Genomic DNA, 22,566 nt, shown 5'->3' on the forward strand with positions numbered 1-22,566 from the left:
CCCAGCCCGGCGCGGTGTCCCGCCGTCCCCGCACGCCCCGGCGCCGCAGGCCGCTGCCCGGCGCCCTTTCCCGAGGAACACCGTCATGTCCGTGATCTCCCCTGCCCGCCCGTCCCCCGCGCCCGGATACGCGGCGGTGCTGCGGATCCCGCACGCCCGCCGGACCTTCGGCGCGGCTCTCCTCGGCCGGCTCTCCTACGGGACGGCCCCGCTCTCCCTGCTCCTGTCGGTCAAGGGGAGCACCGGGTCGTACGCCGTGGCCGGCACCGCGATGGCGGCCTTCGGGCTGACGAGCGTGGTGCTGTCGCCGGTGAGGGCCGGTCTGGTCGACCGGTTCGGGCCGCGCCGGGCCCTGCCCCCGATGGCCTTCGTCTACGCGCTGCTGCTCGCCGCCCTCGCGGCGGCGACGGCCGCCTCCGCGGGCGGAGCGGTCCCGCTCGTGGCGCTCGCCGCGGCGGCGGGCTGCCCGACCCCGCCCCTCGGGCCGGTGATGCGGGCGCTGTGGAGCGGGATGCTCGCCGACCGCGACCTGCTGCGACGTGCGTACAGCCTGGACACGGTGGCCGAGGAAGTCCTCTTCGTCACGGGCCCGTTGCTGGTGGGTCTGCTCGTGCGGTACTGGGCGGCGCCGGCCGGGCTCGCGCTGAGCGCTTTGCTGGTCCTGGCGGGCACGCTCGCGCTCGCCGCCTCACCGGCGGCGCGGAGCCGGGGGCGGGAGCGCGGGGCGGCGGCGAAAGGCGGCCCGACGGGAGCGCCGGGTGCCGGGACGGCGCGGGCGGCCCTGGTCGCGGCCGCTGTGGGCATGGCCCTGGGGGCGCTCGACCTGCTGGTGATCGCCTTCGCCGACGAGCACGGCATGCCGGGGGTGGCGCCCTGGGCGCTGGCCGCGCTGTCGGCGGGCAGCGCGGTGGGCGGTCTGGTGCACGGCGCCGTCTCCTGGCGGCTGCCCACCGCCGTGCGGCTGTCGCTGCTCGCGCTGGGGCTCGGCGGTGTCCTGGCGGTGGCGGGGCTCTCCCCGCATCCGTACGCGCTGGTCGGCTGGGTCGCGATCGGCGGGCTCTTCCTGGCGCCGGCGATCACGAGCGCCTACCTCCTGGCCGACGAGTCCGCCGGGCCTGAGCGGCGCGCCCGGGCGGGGGCGTGGGTCAACACGGCGTTCAACGCGGGCAGTACGGGGGCGACGGCCGGTGCGGGTCTGCTGGTGGGGCGGCTGCCGCTACCGGTGTGCTTCGCGCTGGCGGCCCTTCCCGCCGTCCTGGCGGCGGCCGGGACCCTGGCTCCGGCACGGGCAGACCGGAGCCCCCGCGAGGGCGTCGGGGACGAGTGACGTCGGGGCCGGGAGCCGGACGACGGGATGGGGCAGGGGCAGGGCGCGGAGCAGGACGTCGGGAACGAGCCGGGTCGGGGCCCGGGGCCCGGCGAGGGCGCCTAGGTCGTCTCTTTCGGATCTTGCCGGTCAAGCCCGTGTCGTCCGGTGCCGTGCATCGCAAGGCGGAGGGGCTCCCGCGTACTGGACGTACTCGGGTGCCTCGACAACGCCGCGAGGTGCGGTGCCGGGCGGCACGGGTCAGGCAAGATCCGGAAGAGACGGCCTAGTCGCGTGGGGGCCCGGGTTCAGGCGGCGGGGCCGAGCAGCGCCAGTGACCGTCCGGCGGCGGCGCCGAGCCGGGGGTGCGGCAGGGCGGCCTCCAGGGCGGGGCGGGCCGCGGGGTCGCCGAGGGCTCCGAGGCCCTCGACGCAGGCGAGTCCGACCCGCCAGTGGGGGTCGTCGGCGGGGAGCCGGCGTTCGAGGACGGTGAGGAGGGCCGGGACGGACTCGGGCGCGCGGAGGGCTGCGAGCAGCCGGACCGGCAGGAGGGCGTAGGCGGCCCGGAGTTCGTTGGTGGCGAGGGCCGCGGCGGCGCGCGCGGTGCGCGGGTCGCCGAGCCGGGTGAGGGCGTGGGCGGCGGTGACGCAGCGCTCGGGGTCGCGGTGGTTGAGGAGGAGGACGAGCGCCTCGAAGGCGCGCGGGTCGCCGGCGACCCCCAGTGCGTAGGCGGCGATCTCACGGGCCCACAGCGGCTGTCCGGGTGCGGTGAGCACGTCGTGCAGTTCTTCGGGATCGACGGTTTCCGCGAGGCGGCGGAATGCGTCCGGGACTTCTCCGGTGTCCTTCTCGATCTCGTCGCGCAATCGATCGATCATCGAGCAGAATTCCGGATCCTCTGCGTATTCCATGAATCCGACCCTATCCGCGATCCAGATCACATCGCCCTCAACTTCCCGGGACTGGCGCGCTCGTTACCGGCCGGTTAGTCTCAGGTGAGCGGGCCACCACCCGCACTTTCCACGACGGCCTGGTGACGCAGCCGTTGTGTCGTACGTCGGTTCGGCAGTTTCGACGCGGCCCGGGACAGGGTCCGTCGCTCCTTTCCAGGGCACCGCCGCTTTTCCCGGGGCGGCCCTGTTCCCGGGTATTCCCGCGCTTTCTCCCTCGCGCGACTCGGCACCACTCGCGTGCGCACCTACGCGGAGCCGCACCCGCACTCTCGCTCCACGCACTGCCCTCAGTCGTCACTCTTCCTCTCTGGAGTCCCCTGATGGACACCCCTCTCTCCACCATCGCCGTCGTCGGTCTCGGCACCATGGGCGCGGGTATCGCCGACGTCCTCGCCCGGGCCGGCCGCGAGGTCATCGGCATCGACATCAGCGACACGGCCGCCGCCCGCGCCGTCGCCGCCCTGGAGTCCTCCACCGCCCGCGCGGTGGCCCGTGAGCGGATCACCGAGGAGGAGCGGCAGGACGTGCTGGCCCGCTTCCGTACCTTCTCCGACCTCCAGGCGGCCGCCGAGGCCGACCTCGTGATCGAGGTCGTCCCGGAGTCGTACGAGGCCAAGCAGGAGGTCTTCCGGGCCCTCGACGCGATCGTCCGCCCCGACACGATCCTGGCGACCGGCACCAACGCGCTCTCCGTCACCCGCCTCGCCGCCGACTCCGCGCACCCCGAGCGCGTGCTCGGCCTGCACTTCTTCGCCCCGGTCCAGGCCATGAAGCTGGTCGAGGTCGTCTCCTCCGTCCTGACCGACCCGAGGGCCGTCGAGGCCGTCACGCGGCTCGCCGAGAGCCTCGGCAAGGAGCCGGTGGCGGTCGGCGACCGGGCGGGCTTCATCGCCGACGGCCTGCTCTTCGGCTACCTGAACCAGGCCGCGGCCATGTACGAGGCCAGGTACGCCTCCCGCGAGGACATCGACGCGGCGATGAAGCTGGGCTGCGGCCTGCCGATGGGGCCGCTGGCGCTGCTCGACCTGATCGGCGTGGACACGGCCCGTACGGTCCTGGAGGCCATGTACGCCTCCTCGCACGACCGTCTGCACGCCCCGGCCCCCATCCTCAAGCAGCTCAGCGAGGCGGGCCTGACGGGCCGCAAGGCGGGCCGCGGCTTCTACACCTACGAGGCGCCGGGCTCCGCCGAGGTGGTCGCGGACGCGCTGACCCCGTCGGCGTCCGCGGAGGCCGGCTCGGCCCGCGAGGTCCGCTCGGTGGGCGTCGCCGGCTCGGGCACGATGGCCTCCGGGATCGCCGAGGTCTTCGCCAAGGCCGGGTACGGGGTCGTCCTCGCCGCCCGCTCCCAGGAGAAGGCGGACACGGCCAAGGCCCGCATCGCCAAGTCGCTGGCCCGCTCGGTCGAGAAGGGCCGGATGACGGCCGAGGCCCGTGACACCACGCTGGCCCTGATCACCGCGGCCGGCACGCTCGACGCCTTCGCCGAGGTCGACCTGGCCGTCGAGGCGGTCGCCGAGGACCTGGAGATCAAGCAGGAGCTGTTCGCCCGGCTCGACAAGATCTGCAAGCCGGGCGCGGTGCTCGCCACCACGACCTCCTCGCTGCCGGTCGTGGCCTGCGCCCGCGCCACCACGCGCCCGCAGGACGTCATCGGCATGCACTTCTTCAACCCGGCTCCGGCGATGAAGCTGGTCGAGATCGTCCGGACGGTCCTGACCGCCGACGACGTACACGCCACGGTCCGCGAGGTCACCACGAGGATCCGCAAGCACCCGGTGGACTGCGGCGACCGCGCCGGGTTCATCGTCAACGCGCTGCTCTTCCCCTACCTGAACAACGCGATCAAGATGGTCCAGGACCACTACGCGACGCTGGACGACATCGACGCGGCGATGAAGCTGGGCGGCGGCTACCCGATGGGCCCGTTCGAGCTGCTCGACGTGGTCGGCCTGGACGTCTCGCTCGCGATCGAGCAGGTGCTGCACCGCGAGTTCCGCGACCCGGGCCTCGCCCCGGCCCCGCTCCTGGAGCACCTGGTGGCGGCGGGCTGCCTGGGCCGCAAGACGGGGCGCGGCTTCCGCGAATATGCCCGACGCTGAGTCCCGCACGGCCGGCTGGGGCGGCCTGCTGGGCTCCCGGGGCACCGCCGGTGCCCCGGGGGTCTCCCCGCCCCCACCTGGGCACACTCCCGCTCCGATGCAGTACGTTCGGACCATGCCCAAGGCCGCGAAGACACCCCGTGCCACGTCCACGTCCGACGCTCCGGAGACCGCGGCGGGCACTCGTGCCGCCGCGCAGCGGCTCAAGATGCGCCGGGAGCTCGCCGCGGCGGCCATGGAGCTCTTCGCCACCAAGGGGTACGAGGCCACCACCGTCGACGAGATCGCGGCCACGGCCGGGGTCGCGCGGCGGACCTTCTTCCGTCACTTCCGCTCCAAGGAAGAGGCGATCTTCCCCGACCACGACGACACCCTGGTGCGGGCGGAGGCGGTGCTGAACGCCGCCCCGCCGCACGAGCACCCGCTCGACACGGTGTGCACGGGCATCAAGGAAGTCATGAAGATGTACGCCGGGTCGCCCGCGGTCTCCGTGGAGCGCTACCGGCTCACCCGCGAGGTGCCGACGCTGCGGGAGCGCGAGATCGCCTCGGTGGCCCGCTACGAGCGGCTCTTCACCCGCTATCTGCTGGAGCACTTCGACGAGGGCGACCATCACGACGGCAACGACGACCCGCTGCTCGCGGAGGTCGCCGCGTCGGCGGTCGTCACCGCCCACAACCACGTGCTGCGCCGCTGGCTGCGGGCGGGCGGGCAGGGCGACGTGGAGGCGCAGCTCGACCACGCCTTCGCGATCGTCCGGGAGACCTTCGGCACGGGGATAGGCGCGGGCCGCCCGGCCCCTTCCCGGCAGGCCGAGCCGGCGCCGGCCGCCCGGGTCTCCACGACGGGCGACGTGGTCGTCGCGGTGGCCCGCACGGACGCCCCGCTCGACGAGGTCATGCGCACCATCCAGGAGGCCCTCAAGGGCTCCTGAGCACGTTCCACGCAGAGGGCCGCCCCCGGTTTCCGGGGGCGGCCCTCTCGCGTTCGCCCAGTTCACAGGCCGTTTCGATCGATCATCGCTCATCCGAGACCGGCAGATTGCATCTGAGTGAAATTGTTGGCACGCAGTGCCTTGTCAGGTGACACGGCGTGCCATACGTTGATGTTGTCCGGGCGGCCGGCGCGCAGAGACCACACCTCGTGCGCCGGCTGTCCCCACCAGCCGACGGCTGTTGCGCCCGGACGCCTGCGTCACAGGCACCCCGCGCTCCACCACAGCGCCGCCACAGCACCACCACGCCGAACCGACGGCACACCTCCACAGCAGCACCCACCGCCGTAACCCCCAGGCGTCCCTCCCTCAGGACGCTCACCGCCGGAGGCAACCCGTGAAGGAAATCCTGGCCGCGATCCAGTCGCAGGACGCCACGTCCGCCGACTTCGCGAACATCCCGCTCCCCGACTCGTACCGGGCCGTGACCGTCCACAAGGACGAGGCCGAGATGTTCGCCGGGCTCGACAGCCGCGACAAGGACCCGCGCAAGTCCCTGCACCTCGACGACGTGGCCCTGCCCGAGCTCGGCCCGGGCGAGGCCCTGGTCGCCGTCATGGCGAGCTCGGTCAACTACAACTCGGTCTGGACCTCGATCTTCGAGCCCGTCTCGACCTTCGGCTTCCTGGAGCGCTACGGCCGGCTCTCCGAGCTCACCAAGCGCCACGACCTGCCGTACCACGTGATCGGCTCCGACCTCGCGGGCGTCGTCCTGCGCACCGGCCCGGGCGTCAACGCCTGGAACCCGGGCGACGAGGTCGTCGCGCACTGCCTCTCGGTCGAGCTGGAGTCCTCGGACGGCCACAACGACACGATGCTCGACCCCGAGCAGCGCATCTGGGGCTTCGAGACCAACTTCGGCGGCCTGGCGGAGATCGCCCTGGTCAAGTCGAACCAGCTGATGCCGAAGCCCGGCCACCTGAGCTGGGAGGAGGCCGCCTCGCCCGGCCTGGTCAACTCGACCGCCTACCGCCAGCTGGTCTCCCGCAACGGCGCCGGCATGAAGCAGGGCGACAACGTCCTCATCTGGGGCGCGAGCGGCGGCCTCGGCTCGTACGCCACGCAGTTCGCCCTCGCCGGCGGCGCCAACCCGATCTGCGTCGTCTCCTCCCCCGAGAAGGCCGACATCTGCCGCTCCATGGGCGCCGACGCGGTCATCGACCGCAACGCCGAGGGCTACAAGTTCTGGAAGGACGAGAACACCCAGGACCCGCGGGAGTGGAAGCGCTTCGGCTCCAAGATCCGCGAGCTGACCGGCGGCGAGGACATCGACATCGTCTTCGAGCACCCGGGCCGCGAGACCTTCGGCGCCTCGGTGTACGTCACCCGCAAGGGTGGCACCATCACCACCTGCGCCTCGACCTCCGGCTACATGCACCAGTACGACAACCGCTACCTGTGGATGTCCCTCAAGCGGATCATCGGGTCGCACTTCGCCAACTACCGCGAGGCGTGGGAGGCCAACCGCCTGATCGCGAAGGGCAAGATCCACCCGACGCTCTCCAAGGTCTACTCCCTGGAGGACACCGGCCAGGCCGCCTACGACGTCCACCGCAACCTGCACCAGGGCAAGGTCGGCGTCCTCGCCCTCGCCCCGCAGGAGGGCCTGGGCGTGCGCGACCCCGAGATGCGCGCCCAGCACATCGACGCCATCAACCGCTTCCGCAACATCTGAGCCCGGGACCATAGATGACTGAGCGCCAGAAGGACCGGCCGTGGCTCATGCGGACGTACGCCGGTCACTCCACCGCCGAGGCGTCCAACGAGCTGTACCGGCGCAACCTCGCCAAGGGTCAGACCGGCCTGTCGGTCGCGTTCGACCTGCCGACGCAGACCGGGTACGACCCCGACCACATCCTCGCCCGCGGCGAGGTCGGCCGGGTCGGCGTCCCCGTCTCGCACCTCGGTGACATGCGACGGCTGTTCCAGGACATCCCACTGGAACAGATGAACACCTCGATGACCATCAACGCCACGGCCATGTGGCTCCTGGCGCTCTACCAGGTCGCCGCCGAGGAGCAGGGTGCGGACATCACCAAGCTCCAGGGCACCACGCAGAACGACATCGTCAAGGAGTACCTGTCGCGCGGGACGCACGTCTTCCCGCCCGGCCCGTCGCTCCGGCTGACGACGGACATGATCTGCTACACGGTCAACAACATCCCGAAGTGGAACCCGATCAACATCTGCAGTTACCACCTGCAGGAGGCCGGGGCCACGCCGGTCCAGGAGATCTCGTACGCCATGTCCACCGCGATCGCCGTGCTCGACTCGGTGTTCGCGTCCGGCCAGATCCCCGAGGACCGCAAGGGCGATGTCGTCGCCCGCATCTCGTTCTTCGTGAACGCGGGCGTCCGCTTCGTCGAGGAGATGTGCAAGATGCGCGCCTTCGGCCGCATCTGGGACCGCATCACCCGCGAGCGGTACGGCATCGAGGACGCCAAGCAGCGCCGGTTCCGCTACGGCGTGCAGGTCAACTCGCTCGGCCTCACCGAGGCCCAGCCGGAGAACAACGTCCAGCGGATCGTGCTGGAGATGCTGGCCGTCACCCTCTCCAAGGACGCCCGCGCCCGGGCCGTCCAGCTCCCGGCCTGGAACGAGGCCCTGGGCCTCCCCCGGCCCTGGGACCAGCAGTGGTCGCTCCGCATCCAGCAGGTGCTGGCCCACGAGTCCGACCTCCTGGAGTACGAGGACATCTTCGCCGGCTCGCACGTCATCGAGGCCAAGGTCGACTCGCTCGTCGAGGAGTGCATGGCGGAGATCGGGCGGATCGAGGAGATGGGCGGCGCCATGGCGGCCGTCGAGTCCGGCTACCTCAAGTCGCAGCTGGTCTCCTCGCACGCCGAGCGGCGCGCCCGGATCGAGGCCGGCGAAGAGAAGATCGTCGGCGTCAACATCTTCCAGTCGACCGAGGAGAACCCCCTCACCGCCGACCTGGACACCGCGATCATGACCGTCGACCCGGCCGTCGAGGCCCGGGTGGTCGGCTCGCTGAAGTCGTGGCGGGACAACCGCTACCAGCCCCCGTTCAACCACCCGCGCCCCTGCAAGGCCCTCGAACGCCTCAAGGAGGCCGCCAAGGGCACCGGCAACCTCATGGAGGCCACCCTGGAGTGCGCCCGCGCCGGCGTCACGACCGGCGAGTGGACCGGGGCGCTGCGCGAGGTCTTCGGGGAGTTCCGGGCCCCGACCGGCGTCTCCTCCGCCCCCGTCGCGGTCACCGCCGAGGCGGGCACGCCGCTGGCCCTCGTGCGGGAGAAGGTGGCGCGGACGGCCGAGGAGCTGAACTCCGGGCGGCTGCGGCTGCTCGTCGGGAAGCCCGGCCTGGACGGCCACTCCAACGGCGCCGAGCAGATCGCCGTACGCGCGCGCGACGCCGGTTTCGAGGTCGTCTACCAGGGCATCCGGCTGACCCCCGAGCAGATCGTGGACGCCTCCCTCGCCGAGGACGTGCACTGCGTGGGCCTGTCGATCCTCTCCGGCTCCCACGCCGAGCTGGTCCCCGACGTCCTCGACCGTCTCCGCGAGGCCGGCGCGACCGACATCCCCGTCATCGTCGGCGGGATCATCCCGAACGCCGACGCGGCGGAACTGAAGCGGGCGGGTGTCGCCGCCGTCTTCACGCCGAAGGACTTCGGCATCACGGAGATCATCGGCCGTATCGTCGACGAGATCCGCACAGCTCACAAGCTCAGCCCCATTGAAAGCACGGAGGTCCCCGCATGACCAGCCCTGTGAACCGGCTCCGCCCCCGCCGCTCCTGCCTGGCGGTCCCCGGCTCCAACCCGCGCTTCCTGGAGAAGGCCCAGGGACTCGCGGCCGACCAGGTCTTCCTCGACCTGGAGGACGCCTGCGCCCCGCTGGCCAAGCCGGACGCCCGCCACACCATCGTGAAGTTCCTGAACGAGGGCGACTGGACCGGCAAGACCCGCGTGGTCCGCGTCAACGACTGGACGACCCACTGGACGTACCGCGACGTCGTCACCGTCGTGGAGGGCGCCGGCCAGAACCTCGACTGCATCATGCTGCCGAAGGTCCAGGACGCCCAGCAGATCGTGGCGCTCGACCTGCTGCTCACCCAGATCGAGAAGACGATGGGCTTCGAGGTCGGCAAGATCGGCATCGAGGCGCAGATCGAGAACGCCCAGGGCCTCACCCAGGTCAACGCGATCGCGCAGGCGTCCCAGCGCGTCGAGACGATCATCTTCGGCCCGGCCGACTTCATGGCCTCCATCAACATGAAGTCCCTCGTCGTCGGCGAGCAGCCGCCCGGCTACCCGGCGGACGCGTACCACCACATCCTGATGAGCATCCTGATGGCCGCCCGCGCCAACAACCTCCAGGCGATCGACGGCCCCTACCTCCAGATCCGCAACCAGGAGGGGTACAAGGCCGTGGCGCAGCGCGCCGCCGCCCTGGGCTTCGACGGCAAGTGGGTGCTCCACCCGGACCAGGTCGCCGCCGCGAACGAGATCTTCTCGCCGTCGCAGGAGGACTACGACCACGCCGAGCTGATCCTCGACGCGTACGACTACTACACGTCCGAGGCGGGCGGGAAGAAGGGCTCCGCGATGCTCGGCGACGAGATGATCGACGAAGCCTCCCGCAAGATGGCCCTGGTCATCTCCGGCAAGGGCCGCGCCGCCGGCATGCAGCGCACCACCACGTTCGACATCCCGGAGGCGTGAGGACCATGCAGTTCGGCCGTACCTACGAAGAGTTCGAAGTCGGTGCCGTCTACAAGCACTGGCCCGGAAAGACGGTCACCGAGTACGACGACCATCTCTTCTGCCTGCTCACGATGAACCACCATCCGCTGCACATGGATGTGAATTACGCCGAGAACACGACGGACTTCGGCAGGAACGTCGTCGTCGGCAACTACATCTACTCGCTGCTGCTGGGCATGTCCGTGCCGGACGTCTCCGGCAAGGCCATCGCCAACCTGGAGATCGAGTCGCTGCGCCACGTGGCGCCGACCTTCCACGGCGACACGATCTACGGCGAGACCACGGTCCTCGACAAGACCCCGTCGAAGTCGAAGAACGACCGCGGGATCGTCTACGTCGAGACCAAGGGCTACAAGCAGGACGGCACCCTCGTGTGCGTCTTCCGCCGCAAGGTGATGGTCCCCACCGAGACGTACATCAAGGAGCGCGGCGGCGAGCAGCCCGGCCGCCCCCAGCTCAAGGAACAGGGGAAGTAGTCATGGCGCGACTCGCCCAGACCCACGGTCTGACCGATGTCCAGCAGGAGATCCTCGCCACGGTGCGGGACTTCGTCGACAAGGAGATCATCCCGGTCGCGACGGAGCTGGAGCACCGCGACGAGTACCCCCAGCAGATCGTCGACGGGCTCAAGGAGCTCGGCGTCTTCGGTCTGATGATCCCCGAGGAGTACGGGGGCCTGGGCGAGTCGCTGCTCACCTACGCGCTGTGCGTGGAGGAGATCGCCCGCGGCTGGATGTCGGTCTCCGGCATCATCAACACCCACTTCATCGTGGCGTACATGCTGAAGCAGCACGGCACCCAGGAGCAGAAGGAGTACTTCCTTCCGCGGATGGCGGCCGGCGAGACGCGCGGCGCGTTCTCGATGTCGGAGCCGGGCCTCGGCTCGGACGTGTCGGCCATCACGTCCAAGGCGGTGAAGGACGGCGACGAGTACGTCCTCAACGGCCAGAAGATGTGGCTGACGAACGGCGGCACGTCGACGCTGGTGGCCGTTCTCGTCCGAAGTGACGAAGGACACCCCGAGGGCACGGCGCCCCACAAGTCGATGACGACCTTCCTCGTCGAGAAGGAGCCCGGCTTCGGGGAGGTCCGTCCGGGCCTCACCATCCCCGGGAAGATCGACAAGATGGGTTACAAGGGCGTCGACACGACCGAACTCATCATGGACGGACTGCGCATTCCGGCCAATCGGGTCCTCGGGGGCGTCACCGGCCGAGGGTTTTACCAAATGATGGACGGCGTGGAGGTCGGCCGCGTCAACGTGGCGGCCCGTGGCTGCGGTGTCGCTCAGCGTGCTTTCGAACTGGGTGTCTCGTATGCCCAGCAACGTCACACTTTCGGCAAGCAGATCGCCCAGCACCAGGCGATTCAGTTCAAGCTTGCCGAGATGGCTACCAAGGTCGAGGCCGCTCATGCCATGATGGTGAATGCAGCACGCAAAAAGGACTCCGGGGAACGAAACGACCTCGAAGCAGGGATGGCGAAGTACCTCGCCTCCGAATACTGCAAGGAGGTCGTCGAGGATGCCTTCCGCATTCACGGTGGTTACGGGTTCTCGAAGGAGTACGAGATCGAGCGTCTCTACCGCGAGGCGCCGATGCTGCTCATCGGTGAAGGTACCGCCGAGATCCAGAAAATGATCATTGGTCGTCGGCTGCTCGAGGAGTACCGATTCCAGGGTTGATTGTCGCTTTTGAGTCGGTTAGGCCGCGAAGAAGATCACACCCTGTGTTCGTCTTCCGGCCGTCGACTCGGTTCCTGGCTTGCCCAGTTGCGCCCCGCAACCGATAGCATCGCCGGAAAGCCGCCGTCCCCCGTTGCCAGCGCGGCATCATCCGCTACGAAGGTCATCCATGCCCCACAGCCAAACCTCTGCACACCGCGACAGCCTTGCCGGCGTACGCCTCGCGCGCGGAGCATCGCCGTGGCTCCTGCCGACCGTCGCCACCGCGGCGCTCAGCCTCGTGCGCGCGCGCAAGTCGAAGCGTGCCGCGGCCATCGCCGTGCCGACCACCGCACTCGCGGCCGGCATGCTGTGGTTCTTCCGCGACCCCGAGCGCGAGATCGCTCAGGGCCGGGTCATCTCCCCCGCCGACGGTGTGGTGCAGAGCATCATGCCGTGGAAGGACGGACGCACCCGGGTCGCCATCTTCATGAGCCCGCTGAACGTGCACGTCAACCGCGCGCCGCTGGCCGGCACGGTCACGTCCGTGGAGCACGTCCCGGGCGGGTTCGTCCCGGCGTTCAACAAGGAGAGCGAGAACAACGAGCGCGTTGTCTGGCACTTCGACACCGAGCTCGGCGACATCGAGATGGTCCAGATCGCGGGTGCCGTCGCCCGGCGCATCGTGCCGTACATCCCGCAGGGCACGAAGGTCGAGCAGGGTGACCGGATCGGCCTGATCCGCTTCGGCTCGCGCGTCGACATCTACCTTCCGGAGGGTGTCGAGGTCGCCGTCGAGGTCGGGCAGGCCACGACCGCGGGGGTGACTCGCATTGACCGTGATTGATCCCGACACACGGGCCGCCGAGTGGGCCGCCGACACCGAGGCGGACGCGGCCGACGAGGCCGAGGAGATGCCGCTGTCGCTGAGGCTGTCCATAGCGGACGCCCTCACGCTCGGTAACGCCACGTGTGGCTTCATGGCGGTCTACTTCACGACCACCGGCATCCTGATCCCGCACCTCACCGGCAGCACCGAGACCGGCATGGCGCGCAACAGCGCCGCGACCGCGGTGATACTGATGCTGTGCGCGGCGATCTTCGACCTCTTCGACGGCATCGTGGCGCGCAAGCTCCGTAGCTCGCCGATGGGTGCCGAGCTCGACAACCTGTCGGACCTGATCAGCTTCGGTCTGGCACCGGCCTACTTCGTGCTGGTGTACGGCATGGTCGCCGACGACGCGCAGCAGAAGGTCTCGGCCGTGGCCGCGATCGTGGTGCTGCTCGCGGTGGTCCTCAGGCTCGCGAGATTCTCCTGCGTGACGATGAAGGACGGCATGTTCCAGGGCATGCCGAGCCCCTTCGGCGCGCTGACGGTCGTCTCGATCGTGCTGCTGGAGCTGCCGTTCATCCCGACGCTGCTCGCGATCATCGGAGTGGCCTGGCTGATGGTGAGCCGGGTCGAGTACCCGAAGCCGCGGGGCGTCCTCGCGGTGGCGATGCTCAGCTGGATCGTCGGCGCGATGGCCATGCTCGCGGCGTGGGCGTTCGACGCGCCGGGCGGGGCGTTCCTGCTCCAGACCGGCTGCGCGCTCCAGGTCGTGCTGGGCGCCGTGATCCCCCTCTTCGCGACGGCGCGCCGGGTGAACACCTTCCGCGACAACCGGCGTGAGAGCCGGGAGGCGCGGGCGGCGCAGCTGCCGTAGCGGACCAGGCGGTACGACAAGGGCCCCGGGAGGCGATACGCCTCCCGGGGCCCTTGCGCGTGCCCGCTCAGCCGAGGCGCTTGTAGTACAGCGTCGTGGGGCGCAGGACGCCCGTCGGGTCGGCGGCGAAGTCCGGGACGGTACCGGCCGCGGTCCAGCCGGCGGCCCGGTAGAGGCGCTCGGCGGGGCTGTCGGTCTGCGTGTCCAGGACGAGCAGGGAGAGTCCGGTGGCCGCGGCGTGCGCCTCGGCCGCGGCCAGCAGACGGCGGCCGAGGCCGCGTCCCCGGGCGGAGCGGTGGACGAGGAGCCGGGCGATCTCGCCGCGGTGCCGGCCGTTGGCCGTGGTGGTCCGGACGAGGGTGACGACGCCGGACGGGCGTCCGTCGGGTCCGTGGGCCACGAGGACGTCCCGGACGCCCTCGGCCGCCTCGTCGGCGGCACGGGACCACCAGGCGGCCGCCTCCGCGATGTCCAGGGGCGCCAGGAAGCCGACGGAGGCGCCGCCGTCCACGGCGTCCACGAGGAGCTCGGCGAGCCCCCCGTCGGCGTGGGCGCGGACGCCGTCGGGCGACAGGCGCTCGACGGCGTCGAGGGGCCGCTCCAGGCAGAGGAGGTCCGGCCGGTCGTCCCAGGAGGCGACGGCCGTGAAGCCGAGGGCGCGGTAGAGGGCGACGGGCTCCTCGCGCCAGGACCAGACCGTGAGGCGCACCGAGGGCGCCCCGGAGCCTGCGGCCCGGCGCAGGGCCTCGGCCATGAGCGCCTTCGCGAGGCCCTTGCGGCGGGCCCCGGGCGCCACCCAGAGCCGCTTGATCTCGGGTGAGCGGCCGTCGCGGGGCGCCTTGAGGACGACGCAGCCGGCCGGCTCCTCGGCCCCGTCCGGGGTGGCGAGCAGCACCGTGTCGGCGGCGAAGGCGGCGGCCGGATCCTCGGCCTCGGCGCGGTATACGGCCGGGAGCTCGGCCACCGTCGCCACCGCCGTCCCCTTCTCCTCCTGGTTGACCAGGTGGTAGGCGCCGAGCAGGTCGGCGAGGCGGGGGTGTGAGCGGTTCTCCTCGATGCGTGGGTTCATGGGCCCGAGCTTCACACTTCCGTGTTTCCCGGATGTGAAGAGCGGACCGCGGGCCGGGTCGGCTGGGCCCGGGGTGCGGTGAACGGCCGGGCCCGTGGCCTCGGCCGGGTCCCGGCCCGCCCGTCCTGGCGGGCCGGGTTCGCCGATCAGGGCGTGTAGCTCTTCGCCGCGTCGGAGACGAAGGGCTGCCGGACCGTGCGCATGCCGCCGGGGACCGACTTGTCGGGCTGGATGATCACGGACTCGCGGGAGGACGGCGCCTTCGGGTCGCCCAGGTTGTGGGTCATGCCGAAGCCGGCGTCGTGGCCGGTCATGGTCAGCAGCGCCTTGTCGACGCCCTCGCGGGTGAGGTCCTTGTCCGCGCACGCCTTCTTCAGCGCCTCGCCGAAGACGCTCGCCGCGGTCCAGCCGGCGACGATGCCGTTGTCGAGGGCGTCGCCCGGGTAGGCGGCCTGGTAGTCGGCGACCAGCTTCTTCGCGGTCGGGGTGTCCGCGCCGATGGGCAGGCTCGGGGAGGCGAACCAGTACATCTTCTCCAGTGCGGGACCGGCCTGGGTGCCCAGGAGCTGCGGGGCGAAGGCCGAGTTGTTCCCGACGACCGGCACCTTCAGGCCGGTGGCGGCGGCGACGCCCACGAGGGAGGCGGCCTGGCGGGGGCCCGCGCTGATGACGACGCCCTTGACGCCGGCCTGCTTGAGCGCGGCGACCTGGGCCGACATGTCGTTGTCGGTCGGCTTGATCTTCTGCTCGACGACGGTCAGGCCCGCCTTCTCCGCCGCGTACTTCGAACCCTTGAGCGCGTTCTCGCCGTAGTCGCCCTCGAAGTAGACGTGGCCGAGCTTGTCGCCGGCCTTCAGGCCCTTCTCCTTGACCAGGAAGTCCACGGCGTTGATCGTCTCGACGTCGTACGTGGCGCCCAGGACGCGGATGTACGGGGAGCCGAGGAGCGAGGCCGACCACGCCTGGGGCAGGACCAGGCCCTTGTCCTGGCCGTCGACGCGGGACTTGACGGCCGCGACGAACGGGGAGCCGATGAACTGGGTGTAGCCGACGACCTTCGGCTCCAGCTCGGTGTAGGCGGCCAGCGCCTTCTGCGGGTCGTAGCCGTGGTCGCGGACGGTCAGCTCCAGCTGCCGGCCGCAGATCCCGCCGGCGGCGTTGACCTGCTTCACGTAGAGCTGCTGGGCCTGGGTGACGCTCTTGCCGAGGGTCGCGTACACCCCGGTCATGTCGGTGAGCGCGCCGAGGGCGATCGTCTTGTCGGTGACGCCCTCGCCGGCCTTCACCCCGCCCGCGCCGGTCTGCTTGCCGTCGCCGGACTTCGCCTTGGAGCTGCATCCGGCGGCGGTGAGCGCGACCAGTGCGGCGAGCGCGGCGGCCAGGCCCCGCACGGCCTGTCGTCGGTGGTTCATCGTGCCTCCCCTGAGGGTTCGGTGGAAGTAGGTGGAGCGGGGGTGTGCGTGGGGTTCGGGGGTTTCCGCGCGGCGAGGCGGACCAGGCCGCCGGGCAGGAAGAGCACCACCGCGACGACGGCGGCGCCGTACAGGTAGCGCGCGGCCTCGCCCGGCGCGATCCCGCCCGTCCCGGGGGCGGAGACGAGGGGAAGCGCGTCGCTGTACCGGGTGAGGAGCTGCGGCAGCAGGGAGACGAAGACGCCTCCGGCCACGGCCCCGGCGACCGAGCCGAGACCGCCGATGACGATCATGGCCAGGTACTCGAGGGAGAGCGCCATGCCGAAGTACTCCGGCACGGTGCGCTGGAAGACCAGGGCCAGCAGGACGCCCGCCAGGCCCGCGTACATCGACGACAGGACGAACACGGCGGCGCGGTAGCGGGCCACGGGAATGCCCATCACCCCGGCGGCGATCCGGTGGTCCCTGATCGCGTTCATGGCGCGCCCGGGGCGTCCCCGGAGCACCCCGCGGGCGAAGAGGACCCCGCCGAGGAGCAGGGCGAGCCCCAGGTACCAGAGCTTCTCGACGGCGCCGAACGGCACCTGGGCGACGAGGAGCTCCGTGTCGTCGAAGGTGAGGCCGAAGAGCGAGAGCGGCGGGACGGCGCGGCCGTTGTAGCCGCCGGTGACGTCGTGGGCGTTGAACAGCACGTGCTGGCCGATGAAGATCAGCGCGAGGGTCGCGATGCCCAGGTACGCGCCGCGCAGCCGCCCCGCGATGGGGCTGAACACCCCGCCGGCCAGCCCCGCGAGGGCGACCGCGAGGACGGCGGCGAGCCAGCCCGGCAGTCCGAGGCCCGCCAGGCCGTCGGCGCCGTCGCCGGCGAAGGCGCAGTAGCCGTAGGCGCCGACGGCGAGGAAGAAGGCGTGCCCCATCGAGAGCTGCCCGGTGGCGCCGGTCAGCAGGTTGATGCCGACCGCCCCCAGGGCCGCGGCCATCGCGAACAGTCCGGCCTGGAGCCAGAAGCGGTCCAGGTAGAACGGGAGGGCGGCGAGCAGCAGGCCGGCCGCGGCCCAGCCGTACACCCGGGTGCGGACCCGCGGGACGAGGCGGGTCAGGGTCTCAGACACGGGCGAGCTCCTTCGTGCCGAACAGTCCGGCCGGGCGGATCAGCAGCACCGCGACCATGACGAGGTACGGGGCGACGTCGCCGATGCCCCGGCCCAGGAAGGCCAGGTCCCCCTGGTAGCCGGTGGCCAGGGACTCGGTGATCCCCACCAGCAGGCCGCCGACGAGGGCGCCCGTGGTGGAGTCGAGGCCGCCGAGGATGGCCGCGGGGAACGCCTTCAGGGCGGCGAGCGAGGTGGCCCGCTCCAGGCCCGGGGTCGGGAAGACCGTGAGGAACAGCGCGGCCACCGCGGCCAGCGCACCGGCCACCGCCCACGCGCCGAGCGAGACCCGGCCGAGCCGGATGCCCATCAGGGCGGCCGTCTCCTGGTTCTCGGCCGCGGCCCGCATCGCCACGCCCCAGGACGTGTACCGGAAGGCGAGCAGGAACGCGGTGATGAGCAGGGCCGCCGCGAGGAGCGCGGCGATCCGGGTCTCGGCGATGGTGACCGGGCCGACGGTGACGACGGAGTCGCCCCACGGGTCGCCGAGGGCGAGGATGTCGGTGCCGATCCGCCGCGTCAGCTCGGTGGCCAGCAGGATGTCGACGCCGATGGTGACGATCGCGAGGACGCTGTGGTCCCCGCCCCGGTGGCGGCGCATCACGAGGAACTCCACGGCCGCGCCCACCACCGCCGCGCCCGCGATCCCCGCCACCAGCGCGGGCCAGAAGCCGATCGTGTCGTGCAGCACCGCGGTGACGTAGCCGCCGGCCAGCAGCAGCGAGGCGTGGGCGAAGTTGACGACCTCCGTGGCGCGGAAGATCACCACGAACCCGAGGGCGATGAGGGCGTAGATCGAGCCCAGTGAGACGCCGTTGATCAGGAACTCGGCGAAGGTGCTCACGCGGCGGTCTCCTCTCCGAGGTAGGCGCGGACGACCGCCGGGTCGTTCTGCACGTCGGCGGGTGCCCCGTCGGCGATCCGGCGGCCGAAGTCGAGGACGGTGACGGAGTCGGCCAGCCGCATCACCAGGCCCATGTCGTGCTCGACGAGGAGCACGGAGATGCCGAGGCCGTCGCGGACGCCCGCGATGACCGAGGCGGTACGCCTCCGCTCGTCCGCGGTCATGCCCGCGACCGGCTCGTCCAGGAGCAGCAGCTTCGGCTCCATGCACAGGGCGCGGGCCAGTTCCGCGAGCTTCTGCTGCCCGTACGGCAGGGAGCCCGCGGGCATCGCGAGCTGCTTCTCCAGCCCCACGAACGCGGCGATCTCCCGGACCCTGGCCCGGTGCCGCGCCTCCTCCCGCGCCGCCGACGGCAGCCGCAGCCCCGCGGCGAGGAAGCCCGTGCGGGTCAGCCGGTGCCGGCCCAGCATCAGGCTGTCCTCGACCGTCGCACGGGGCGGCAGCGCCAGGTTCTGGAAGATCCGCCCGACGCCGAGATCGGCGATCCTGTGCGGCGGCAGCGCGGTCAGCTCGTGCGAGCCGAACCGCACGGAGCCCTCGGCGGCCCGGTAGACCCCGGACAGCACGTTGAAGCAGGTGGACTTGCCGGCCCCGTTCGGGCCGATCAGCGCGTGGACGGTCCCGGGCCGCACCGTGAACCCGACACCGTCGAGCGCCGTGAGCCCGGCGAACCGGACGGTGACGTCGCGGACTTCGAGCGCGGGGGGCGCGGGGGCGTCGGGGGTGGGGGCGAGGGCCGTGCCGGGCGTCCCGGCGTCGTCGTCCTCCGGTGCCGCCCCGGGCTTCGGGGTGGACGTCATCGGGCTTCCTCCCAGCGGGACAGGACCGGGTGCGCGGCGCGCGCCACGGCGGCGTCGGCGGCGGCTGTCTCGTCGACGACGCCGAGGTAGCGGCGGCGGACCTCGTCGGAGGCGGCGAGCTCGGCCGCGGGACCGGAGAGGGTGACCTCGCCGACCTCCAGGACGTACGCGAGGGAGGCGAGCCGCAGCGCGAGCGCCGCGTTCTGCTCCACCAGCAGCACGGCCGTGCCCTGGGCGTTGATCTCGCGGACGGCGTCCGCGATCCGGGCCGCCATCAGCGGGGCGAGGCCCAGGGAGGGCTCGTCGAGGAGGAGCAGCCCCGGCTCGGCCATCAGCGCGCGGCCGACGGCGAGCATCTGCTGCTCGCCGCCCGAGAGGAGCCCGGCCTGCTGGCGCGCCCGGTCGGCGAGCACGGGGAACAGCTCGTGCACGCGCCGCAGCGCCGCCGCCTTCCCGGCGCGGCCGCCGCGGCGGCCCAGGGCGCCGGCCCGCAGGTTGTCCTCGACCGTCATCCGGGCGAAGACCTGGCGGCCCTCCGGCACCTGCGAGACGCCGGCCGCGACGACCCGGTCGGGCGTCAGCCCGTCGAGCGGCCGTCCGTCGCGGCTCACCGACCCCGACACCACGGCGCCGCCGTGGAAGCGCAGGGTGCGCGAGACCGCCCGCAGCAGCGTGGACTTGCCGGCTCCGTTGCCTCCCAGCACCGTGACGACGGCGCCCGCCGGCACGGTCAGCGATACCCGTCGCAACGCGTGCACGGGCCCGTATCCCGCCGTCAGGTCCGTCACCTGGAGGGCGGGTGCGGTACCTCCCATGGTTCCCCTTTCCCCGGCCGCACGTGTCACTCGGCCGTTCAGTGGCGCTCACCCCAGCACCGCGCCGGACCGCGCGTCCACGCTCCGCGGCCGAAACGCTGCCGGTGACCAGCGGGCGCGGCGACGGGCTGTGCATGCGCACAACGCTGCGCGTCAGGGCTGTGCGCGGGGGGCCGCGGCGGTGGATCCTCCCGGCATGGGACGGCGCAGAAGGCGGACCGGCGACGACTGGAAGGTGCTCGCTCAGGCGTGCACGAGGCTTCTGGAGCGCGTGCCGGAGCTGGTGGACGAGCATCTACGGGAACTCCACGCCTACGAGCCCGCCTACGGGCGGATCCTCCCGTACGACCAGCACTGGCAGGAGGCCCAGGAAGCCATCCGGATCGGGATCGAGATGATCTCGGCGCCCCGCAACTCGCCCCGGCGGGACCTGGAGCACGCCGACGGCATGGGCCGGCGGCGGGCCGCGCAGGGCATGCCGCTGGAACTCGTCGTCCACGCCTACCGGCATGCCGGGCACCTCGTGTGGGACGCGCTGATCGAGGGCGCGGGCACCGACACCGCGCAGCTCGCCGCCCTCATGCAGTCGGCGACGACCGTCTGGTCGGCGGTCGACGCGCAGGCCGACACGGCGTCGGAGGCGTACCGCTCCGCCGAGCTGGAACTGCGCCGCCGCACCGACGAACAGCTCCAGGCCCTCCTCGACGCACTGCTCCAGGGCCAGCGCTCCCCCGAGCTGGTCTCACGGGCCGCGGCCGGCCTCGACCTGCCCGAACAGGGGCGGTACGCCGTCGTCGTCCTGCGCTACGACCGGCGTGAGGAACGCGAACCGTTCCACCGGCAGGTCCAGGGCGAAGGCGTCCGGTTCCTGTGGCGCATGGGAGCCGACTGCGAACTCGGGGTCGTGGCGCTCGCCGGCGACACCGGGCTGGACGCCCTCACCGAACTCCTCGACGGGCGGTGCCCCGGGCCCGGCGGCATCAGCCCCGTCGTCGTCGGCCTCACCGAACTCGGCCGCGCCCGGCGGCTCGCCGAGCTCGCCCTGCGGACCTGCCCGCCCGGCAGCCGCGAGATCGTCCGCCTCGACCGGCGGATGGCCGGCGCGCTCGTCGTCTCCCAGCCCGAGATGGCGAGCCTCCTCGTCACCGACGTCCTCGGCGGGCTCCTCGAACTCGACCCCGCCGACCGGGCGGTCCTCCTGGAGACGCTCGACGCGTGGCTCGACTGCGAGGGGTCCGCGGGGCGGGCGGCCGGGCGGCTCTACTGCCACCGGAACACGGTCTTCAACCGGTTGCGGCGGCTCGAACAGCTGACGTCGCGGTCGCTGTCCCGGCCGCGGGACCTCACGGAGATGACCCTCGCCCTCGACGCCTTCCGGCTGACTTGACCCCGGACCCGCCGGTGCGGGGCGCCCGCGTCCATTCGCGGGCCCGCGCCCGCCCCTCCGTGTGGGCCGGTCCCACGCCTGCCCATCGTGTGGGCAATCGTCCCGCTGGGCGGGACGGGTGGGCACACGGGACGGCGCCCTTGGCGGCGCCCCCGCCCCTTGTGCCTGGACCCGCACCAGCAGTGCGCCGCGCATGGGCTGCGGGCCCGGGGCACGGAAGCCTGGGCCCGGCAGGGGGCGCCGTTCCGTTGTGCCCACCCGTTCCGCCCCAGCGGAACGACTGCCCACAACGGGGTGGGCCGGGCACCCCGGTCACGGTCGTCCGCTCCCGGCCGCGGGGGTGGGCACACCCCAGTGGGACGGGCGCTCGCAACGGGACGGGACCGGTCCCGCAGGGGCGGGAGGGGTGGGTCAGGTGAGGTAGTCGGTGGCGAGGGTGGCGGCGGTCTGTTCGAGGAGGGGGCCGGCGTTGGGGATGGAGACCGCGGGGTCGGGTTCGAGCGCGGTGAGGGGGTAGGCGCGGCGGATGCCGGCCGCGCCGAGGGCCTCGGGGGACAGGGCGAGACGGCCGCAGACGGCGACGACGTCCTTGCCGGCGGCGCGCGCGGCGGCGGCGACGCCGGCGGGGGCCTTGCCGTGGAGGGTCTGCTCGTCGAGGGAGCCCTCGCCGGTGATGACGAGCGTGGCGCGTTCGAGGGCGGGGGCGAAGCCGAGGACCTCGAGCATGAGCTCGATGCCGGGGCGGAAGCTCGCGCCGAGGATGAGGGCGCCGTAGCCGATGCCGCCGGCGCCGCCGGCGCCGGGTGCGAGGGCTGCCTCGGCCGCCTTGGGGCCGACGGCCTTCTCCAGGACGGTGGCGAAGTGGGCGAGGGCGGCGTCGAGGGTGCGGACGTCGTCGGGGGTGGCGCCCTTCTGGGGGCCGTAGACGGCGGGGGCGCCCTTGGGGCCGGTCAGCGGGTTGTCGACGTCGCTGGCGAGGATGAGGTCGACGTCCGCGAAGCGGGGGTCGAGGCCGGCCAGGTCGGCCGTGGCGAGGTCGGCGAGGGCCGCGCCGCCGGGGCCGACGGGCTCGCCGTCCGCGTCGAGGAAACGGGCGCCGAGCGCGGCGAGCATGCCGGCACCGCCGTCGGTGGTGGCGCTGCCGCCGACACCGAAGGCGAGGGTGGTCGCGCCCGCGTCGAGGGCCGCGCGGAGGAGTTCGCCGGAGCCGTACGTGGTCGCGGTGAGCGGGGCGAAGACGCCGCGCGGGAGGAGCTGGAGGCCGGATGCCTCGGCCATCTCGACCACGGCGGTGGTGCCGCGCAGCGCGAACGCGGCGGTGACCTGCTCGCCGAGCGGTCCGGTGACGCGCACCTCGCGGCGCTCGAATCCGGCCGCGACGGCCGCCGCGACGGTGCCGTCGCCGCCGTCGGCGACGGGCAGCGTCTCGACGCTGAGTCCGGGGACGACCCGTCGCAGTCCTGCTGTGACCCGCTCCGCGACCTGTACGGCGGTGAGCGAGCCCTTGAACTTGTCGGCCGCCACGAGCACGTGAGCGACCTGAGTTGCTGCTCCGTCCGTCACCTTGCATCCCT

At 72.3% G+C, this 22,566-nt stretch carries 19 protein-coding genes; 11 read left to right on the forward strand and 8 right to left on the reverse strand.

Features of this window, described 5'->3' with window-relative positions; genetic code table 11:
- Positions 1 to 85 precede the first annotated feature (85 nt).
- Positions 86 to 1,327, forward strand: coding sequence for an MFS transporter (locus AB0424_RS19985; RefSeq protein WP_366307165.1), 1,242 nt, complete (start codon positions 86 to 88; stop codon positions 1,325 to 1,327).
- A 287-nt stretch (positions 1,328 to 1,614) separates the two neighbouring features.
- Here the strand turns inward: AB0424_RS19985 and AB0424_RS19990 are convergent, their stop codons facing one another.
- Positions 1,615 to 2,217: a HEAT repeat domain-containing protein gene (locus tag AB0424_RS19990; RefSeq protein WP_366307167.1), complete on the reverse strand. Its 603-nt coding sequence runs from the start codon at positions 2,215 to 2,217 to the stop codon at positions 1,615 to 1,617.
- Positions 2,218 to 2,579: 362 nt separating this feature from the next.
- On the opposite strand from AB0424_RS19990, the gene AB0424_RS19995 reads away from it, so the two are divergent.
- The 9 genes from AB0424_RS19995 (at position 2,580) to pssA (ending at position 13,454) form a co-directional block, all read left to right on the forward strand.
- Complete coding sequence (locus AB0424_RS19995) at positions 2,580 to 4,361, forward strand: 3-hydroxybutyryl-CoA dehydrogenase (RefSeq protein WP_366307169.1); 1,782 nt, start codon at positions 2,580 to 2,582, stop codon at positions 4,359 to 4,361.
- A gap of 115 nt (positions 4,362 to 4,476) precedes the next feature.
- Positions 4,477 to 5,295: a TetR family transcriptional regulator gene (locus tag AB0424_RS20000; protein WP_366307170.1), complete on the forward strand. Its 819-nt coding sequence runs from the start codon at positions 4,477 to 4,479 to the stop codon at positions 5,293 to 5,295.
- Between the two features lie 397 nt (positions 5,296 to 5,692).
- Positions 5,693 to 7,030 carry a crotonyl-CoA carboxylase/reductase gene (ccrA, locus tag AB0424_RS20005; RefSeq protein ID WP_366307171.1) on the forward strand — a complete coding sequence of 446 codons (1,338 nt, stop codon included), beginning with the start codon at positions 5,693 to 5,695 and terminating at the stop codon, positions 7,028 to 7,030.
- Between the two features lie 14 nt (positions 7,031 to 7,044).
- Positions 7,045 to 9,081 (forward strand): protein meaA, encoded by a 2,037-nt coding sequence (locus tag AB0424_RS20010; RefSeq protein WP_366307173.1) that lies wholly within the window; start codon positions 7,045 to 7,047, stop codon positions 9,079 to 9,081.
- Positions 9,078 to 10,043 carry a CoA ester lyase gene (locus tag AB0424_RS20015; RefSeq protein WP_366307175.1) on the forward strand — a complete coding sequence of 322 codons (966 nt, stop codon included), beginning with the start codon at positions 9,078 to 9,080 and terminating at the stop codon, positions 10,041 to 10,043. Before AB0424_RS20010 ends, AB0424_RS20015 begins: the two co-directional genes overlap by 4 nt.
- Positions 10,044 to 10,048: 5 nt before the next feature.
- The gene (locus AB0424_RS20020) at positions 10,049 to 10,561 is read left to right on the forward strand and encodes a MaoC family dehydratase (protein ID WP_329853930.1); all 513 of its coding nucleotides are present in this window, start codon (positions 10,049 to 10,051) and stop codon (positions 10,559 to 10,561) included.
- Between the two features lie 2 nt (positions 10,562 to 10,563).
- Complete coding sequence (locus AB0424_RS20025) at positions 10,564 to 11,769, forward strand: acyl-CoA dehydrogenase family protein (RefSeq protein WP_366307176.1); 1,206 nt, start codon at positions 10,564 to 10,566, stop codon at positions 11,767 to 11,769.
- 169 nt (positions 11,770 to 11,938) lie between these two features.
- Entirely contained in the window at positions 11,939 to 12,595 is a 657-nt protein-coding gene (locus AB0424_RS20030; RefSeq protein ID WP_033202964.1) for a phosphatidylserine decarboxylase, read from the forward strand.
- Entirely contained in the window at positions 12,588 to 13,454 is an 867-nt protein-coding gene (gene pssA / locus AB0424_RS20035) for a CDP-diacylglycerol--serine O-phosphatidyltransferase (RefSeq protein ID WP_366307285.1), read from the forward strand. The genes AB0424_RS20030 and pssA overlap by 8 nt, the downstream gene beginning before the upstream one ends.
- Before the next feature lie 67 nt (positions 13,455 to 13,521).
- Here the strand turns inward: pssA and AB0424_RS20040 are convergent, their stop codons facing one another.
- The 6 genes from AB0424_RS20040 to AB0424_RS20065 form a co-directional block, all read right to left on the reverse strand.
- Positions 13,522 to 14,523 (reverse strand): GNAT family N-acetyltransferase, encoded by a 1,002-nt coding sequence (locus AB0424_RS20040; RefSeq protein WP_366307178.1) that lies wholly within the window; start codon positions 14,521 to 14,523, stop codon positions 13,522 to 13,524.
- A 146-nt stretch (positions 14,524 to 14,669) separates the two neighbouring features.
- Entirely contained in the window at positions 14,670 to 15,935 is a 1,266-nt protein-coding gene (locus AB0424_RS20045; protein WP_366307180.1) for an ABC transporter substrate-binding protein, read from the reverse strand.
- Positions 15,932 to 17,002: a branched-chain amino acid ABC transporter permease gene (locus AB0424_RS20050; protein WP_366307287.1), complete on the reverse strand. Its 1,071-nt coding sequence runs from the start codon at positions 17,000 to 17,002 to the stop codon at positions 15,932 to 15,934. Before AB0424_RS20050 ends, AB0424_RS20045 begins: the two co-directional genes overlap by 4 nt.
- Positions 17,003 to 17,039: 37 nt before the next feature.
- Positions 17,040 to 17,930, reverse strand: coding sequence for a branched-chain amino acid ABC transporter permease (locus AB0424_RS20055; RefSeq protein WP_366307182.1), 891 nt, complete (start codon positions 17,928 to 17,930; stop codon positions 17,040 to 17,042).
- Positions 17,927 to 18,790, reverse strand: a complete 864-nt coding sequence (locus tag AB0424_RS20060) for an ABC transporter ATP-binding protein (protein ID WP_366307184.1) — start codon at positions 18,788 to 18,790, stop codon at positions 17,927 to 17,929. Before AB0424_RS20060 ends, AB0424_RS20055 begins: the two co-directional genes overlap by 4 nt.
- Positions 18,787 to 19,605 carry an ABC transporter ATP-binding protein gene (locus AB0424_RS20065; RefSeq protein WP_366307186.1) on the reverse strand — a complete coding sequence of 273 codons (819 nt, stop codon included), beginning with the start codon at positions 19,603 to 19,605 and terminating at the stop codon, positions 18,787 to 18,789. Before AB0424_RS20065 ends, AB0424_RS20060 begins: the two co-directional genes overlap by 4 nt.
- Positions 19,606 to 19,801: 196 nt before the next feature.
- Between AB0424_RS20065 and AB0424_RS20070 the strand changes: the two genes are divergently transcribed.
- Entirely contained in the window at positions 19,802 to 20,992 is a 1,191-nt protein-coding gene (locus tag AB0424_RS20070; RefSeq protein WP_366307188.1) for a helix-turn-helix domain-containing protein, read from the forward strand.
- 411 nt (positions 20,993 to 21,403) lie between these two features.
- Here AB0424_RS20070 and AB0424_RS20075 read toward each other — a convergent pair whose 3' ends face one another.
- On the reverse strand, positions 21,404 to 22,555 hold the full coding sequence (locus tag AB0424_RS20075; protein WP_366307190.1) for a glycerate kinase: 1,152 nt from the start codon (positions 22,553 to 22,555) through the stop codon (positions 21,404 to 21,406).
- Positions 22,556 to 22,566: the final 11 nt, after the last annotated feature.

The organism is Streptomyces sp. NPDC051180, assembly GCF_040689545.1.
In the GTDB taxonomy this organism is placed as follows: Bacteria; Actinomycetota; Actinomycetes; order Streptomycetales; family Streptomycetaceae; genus Streptomyces.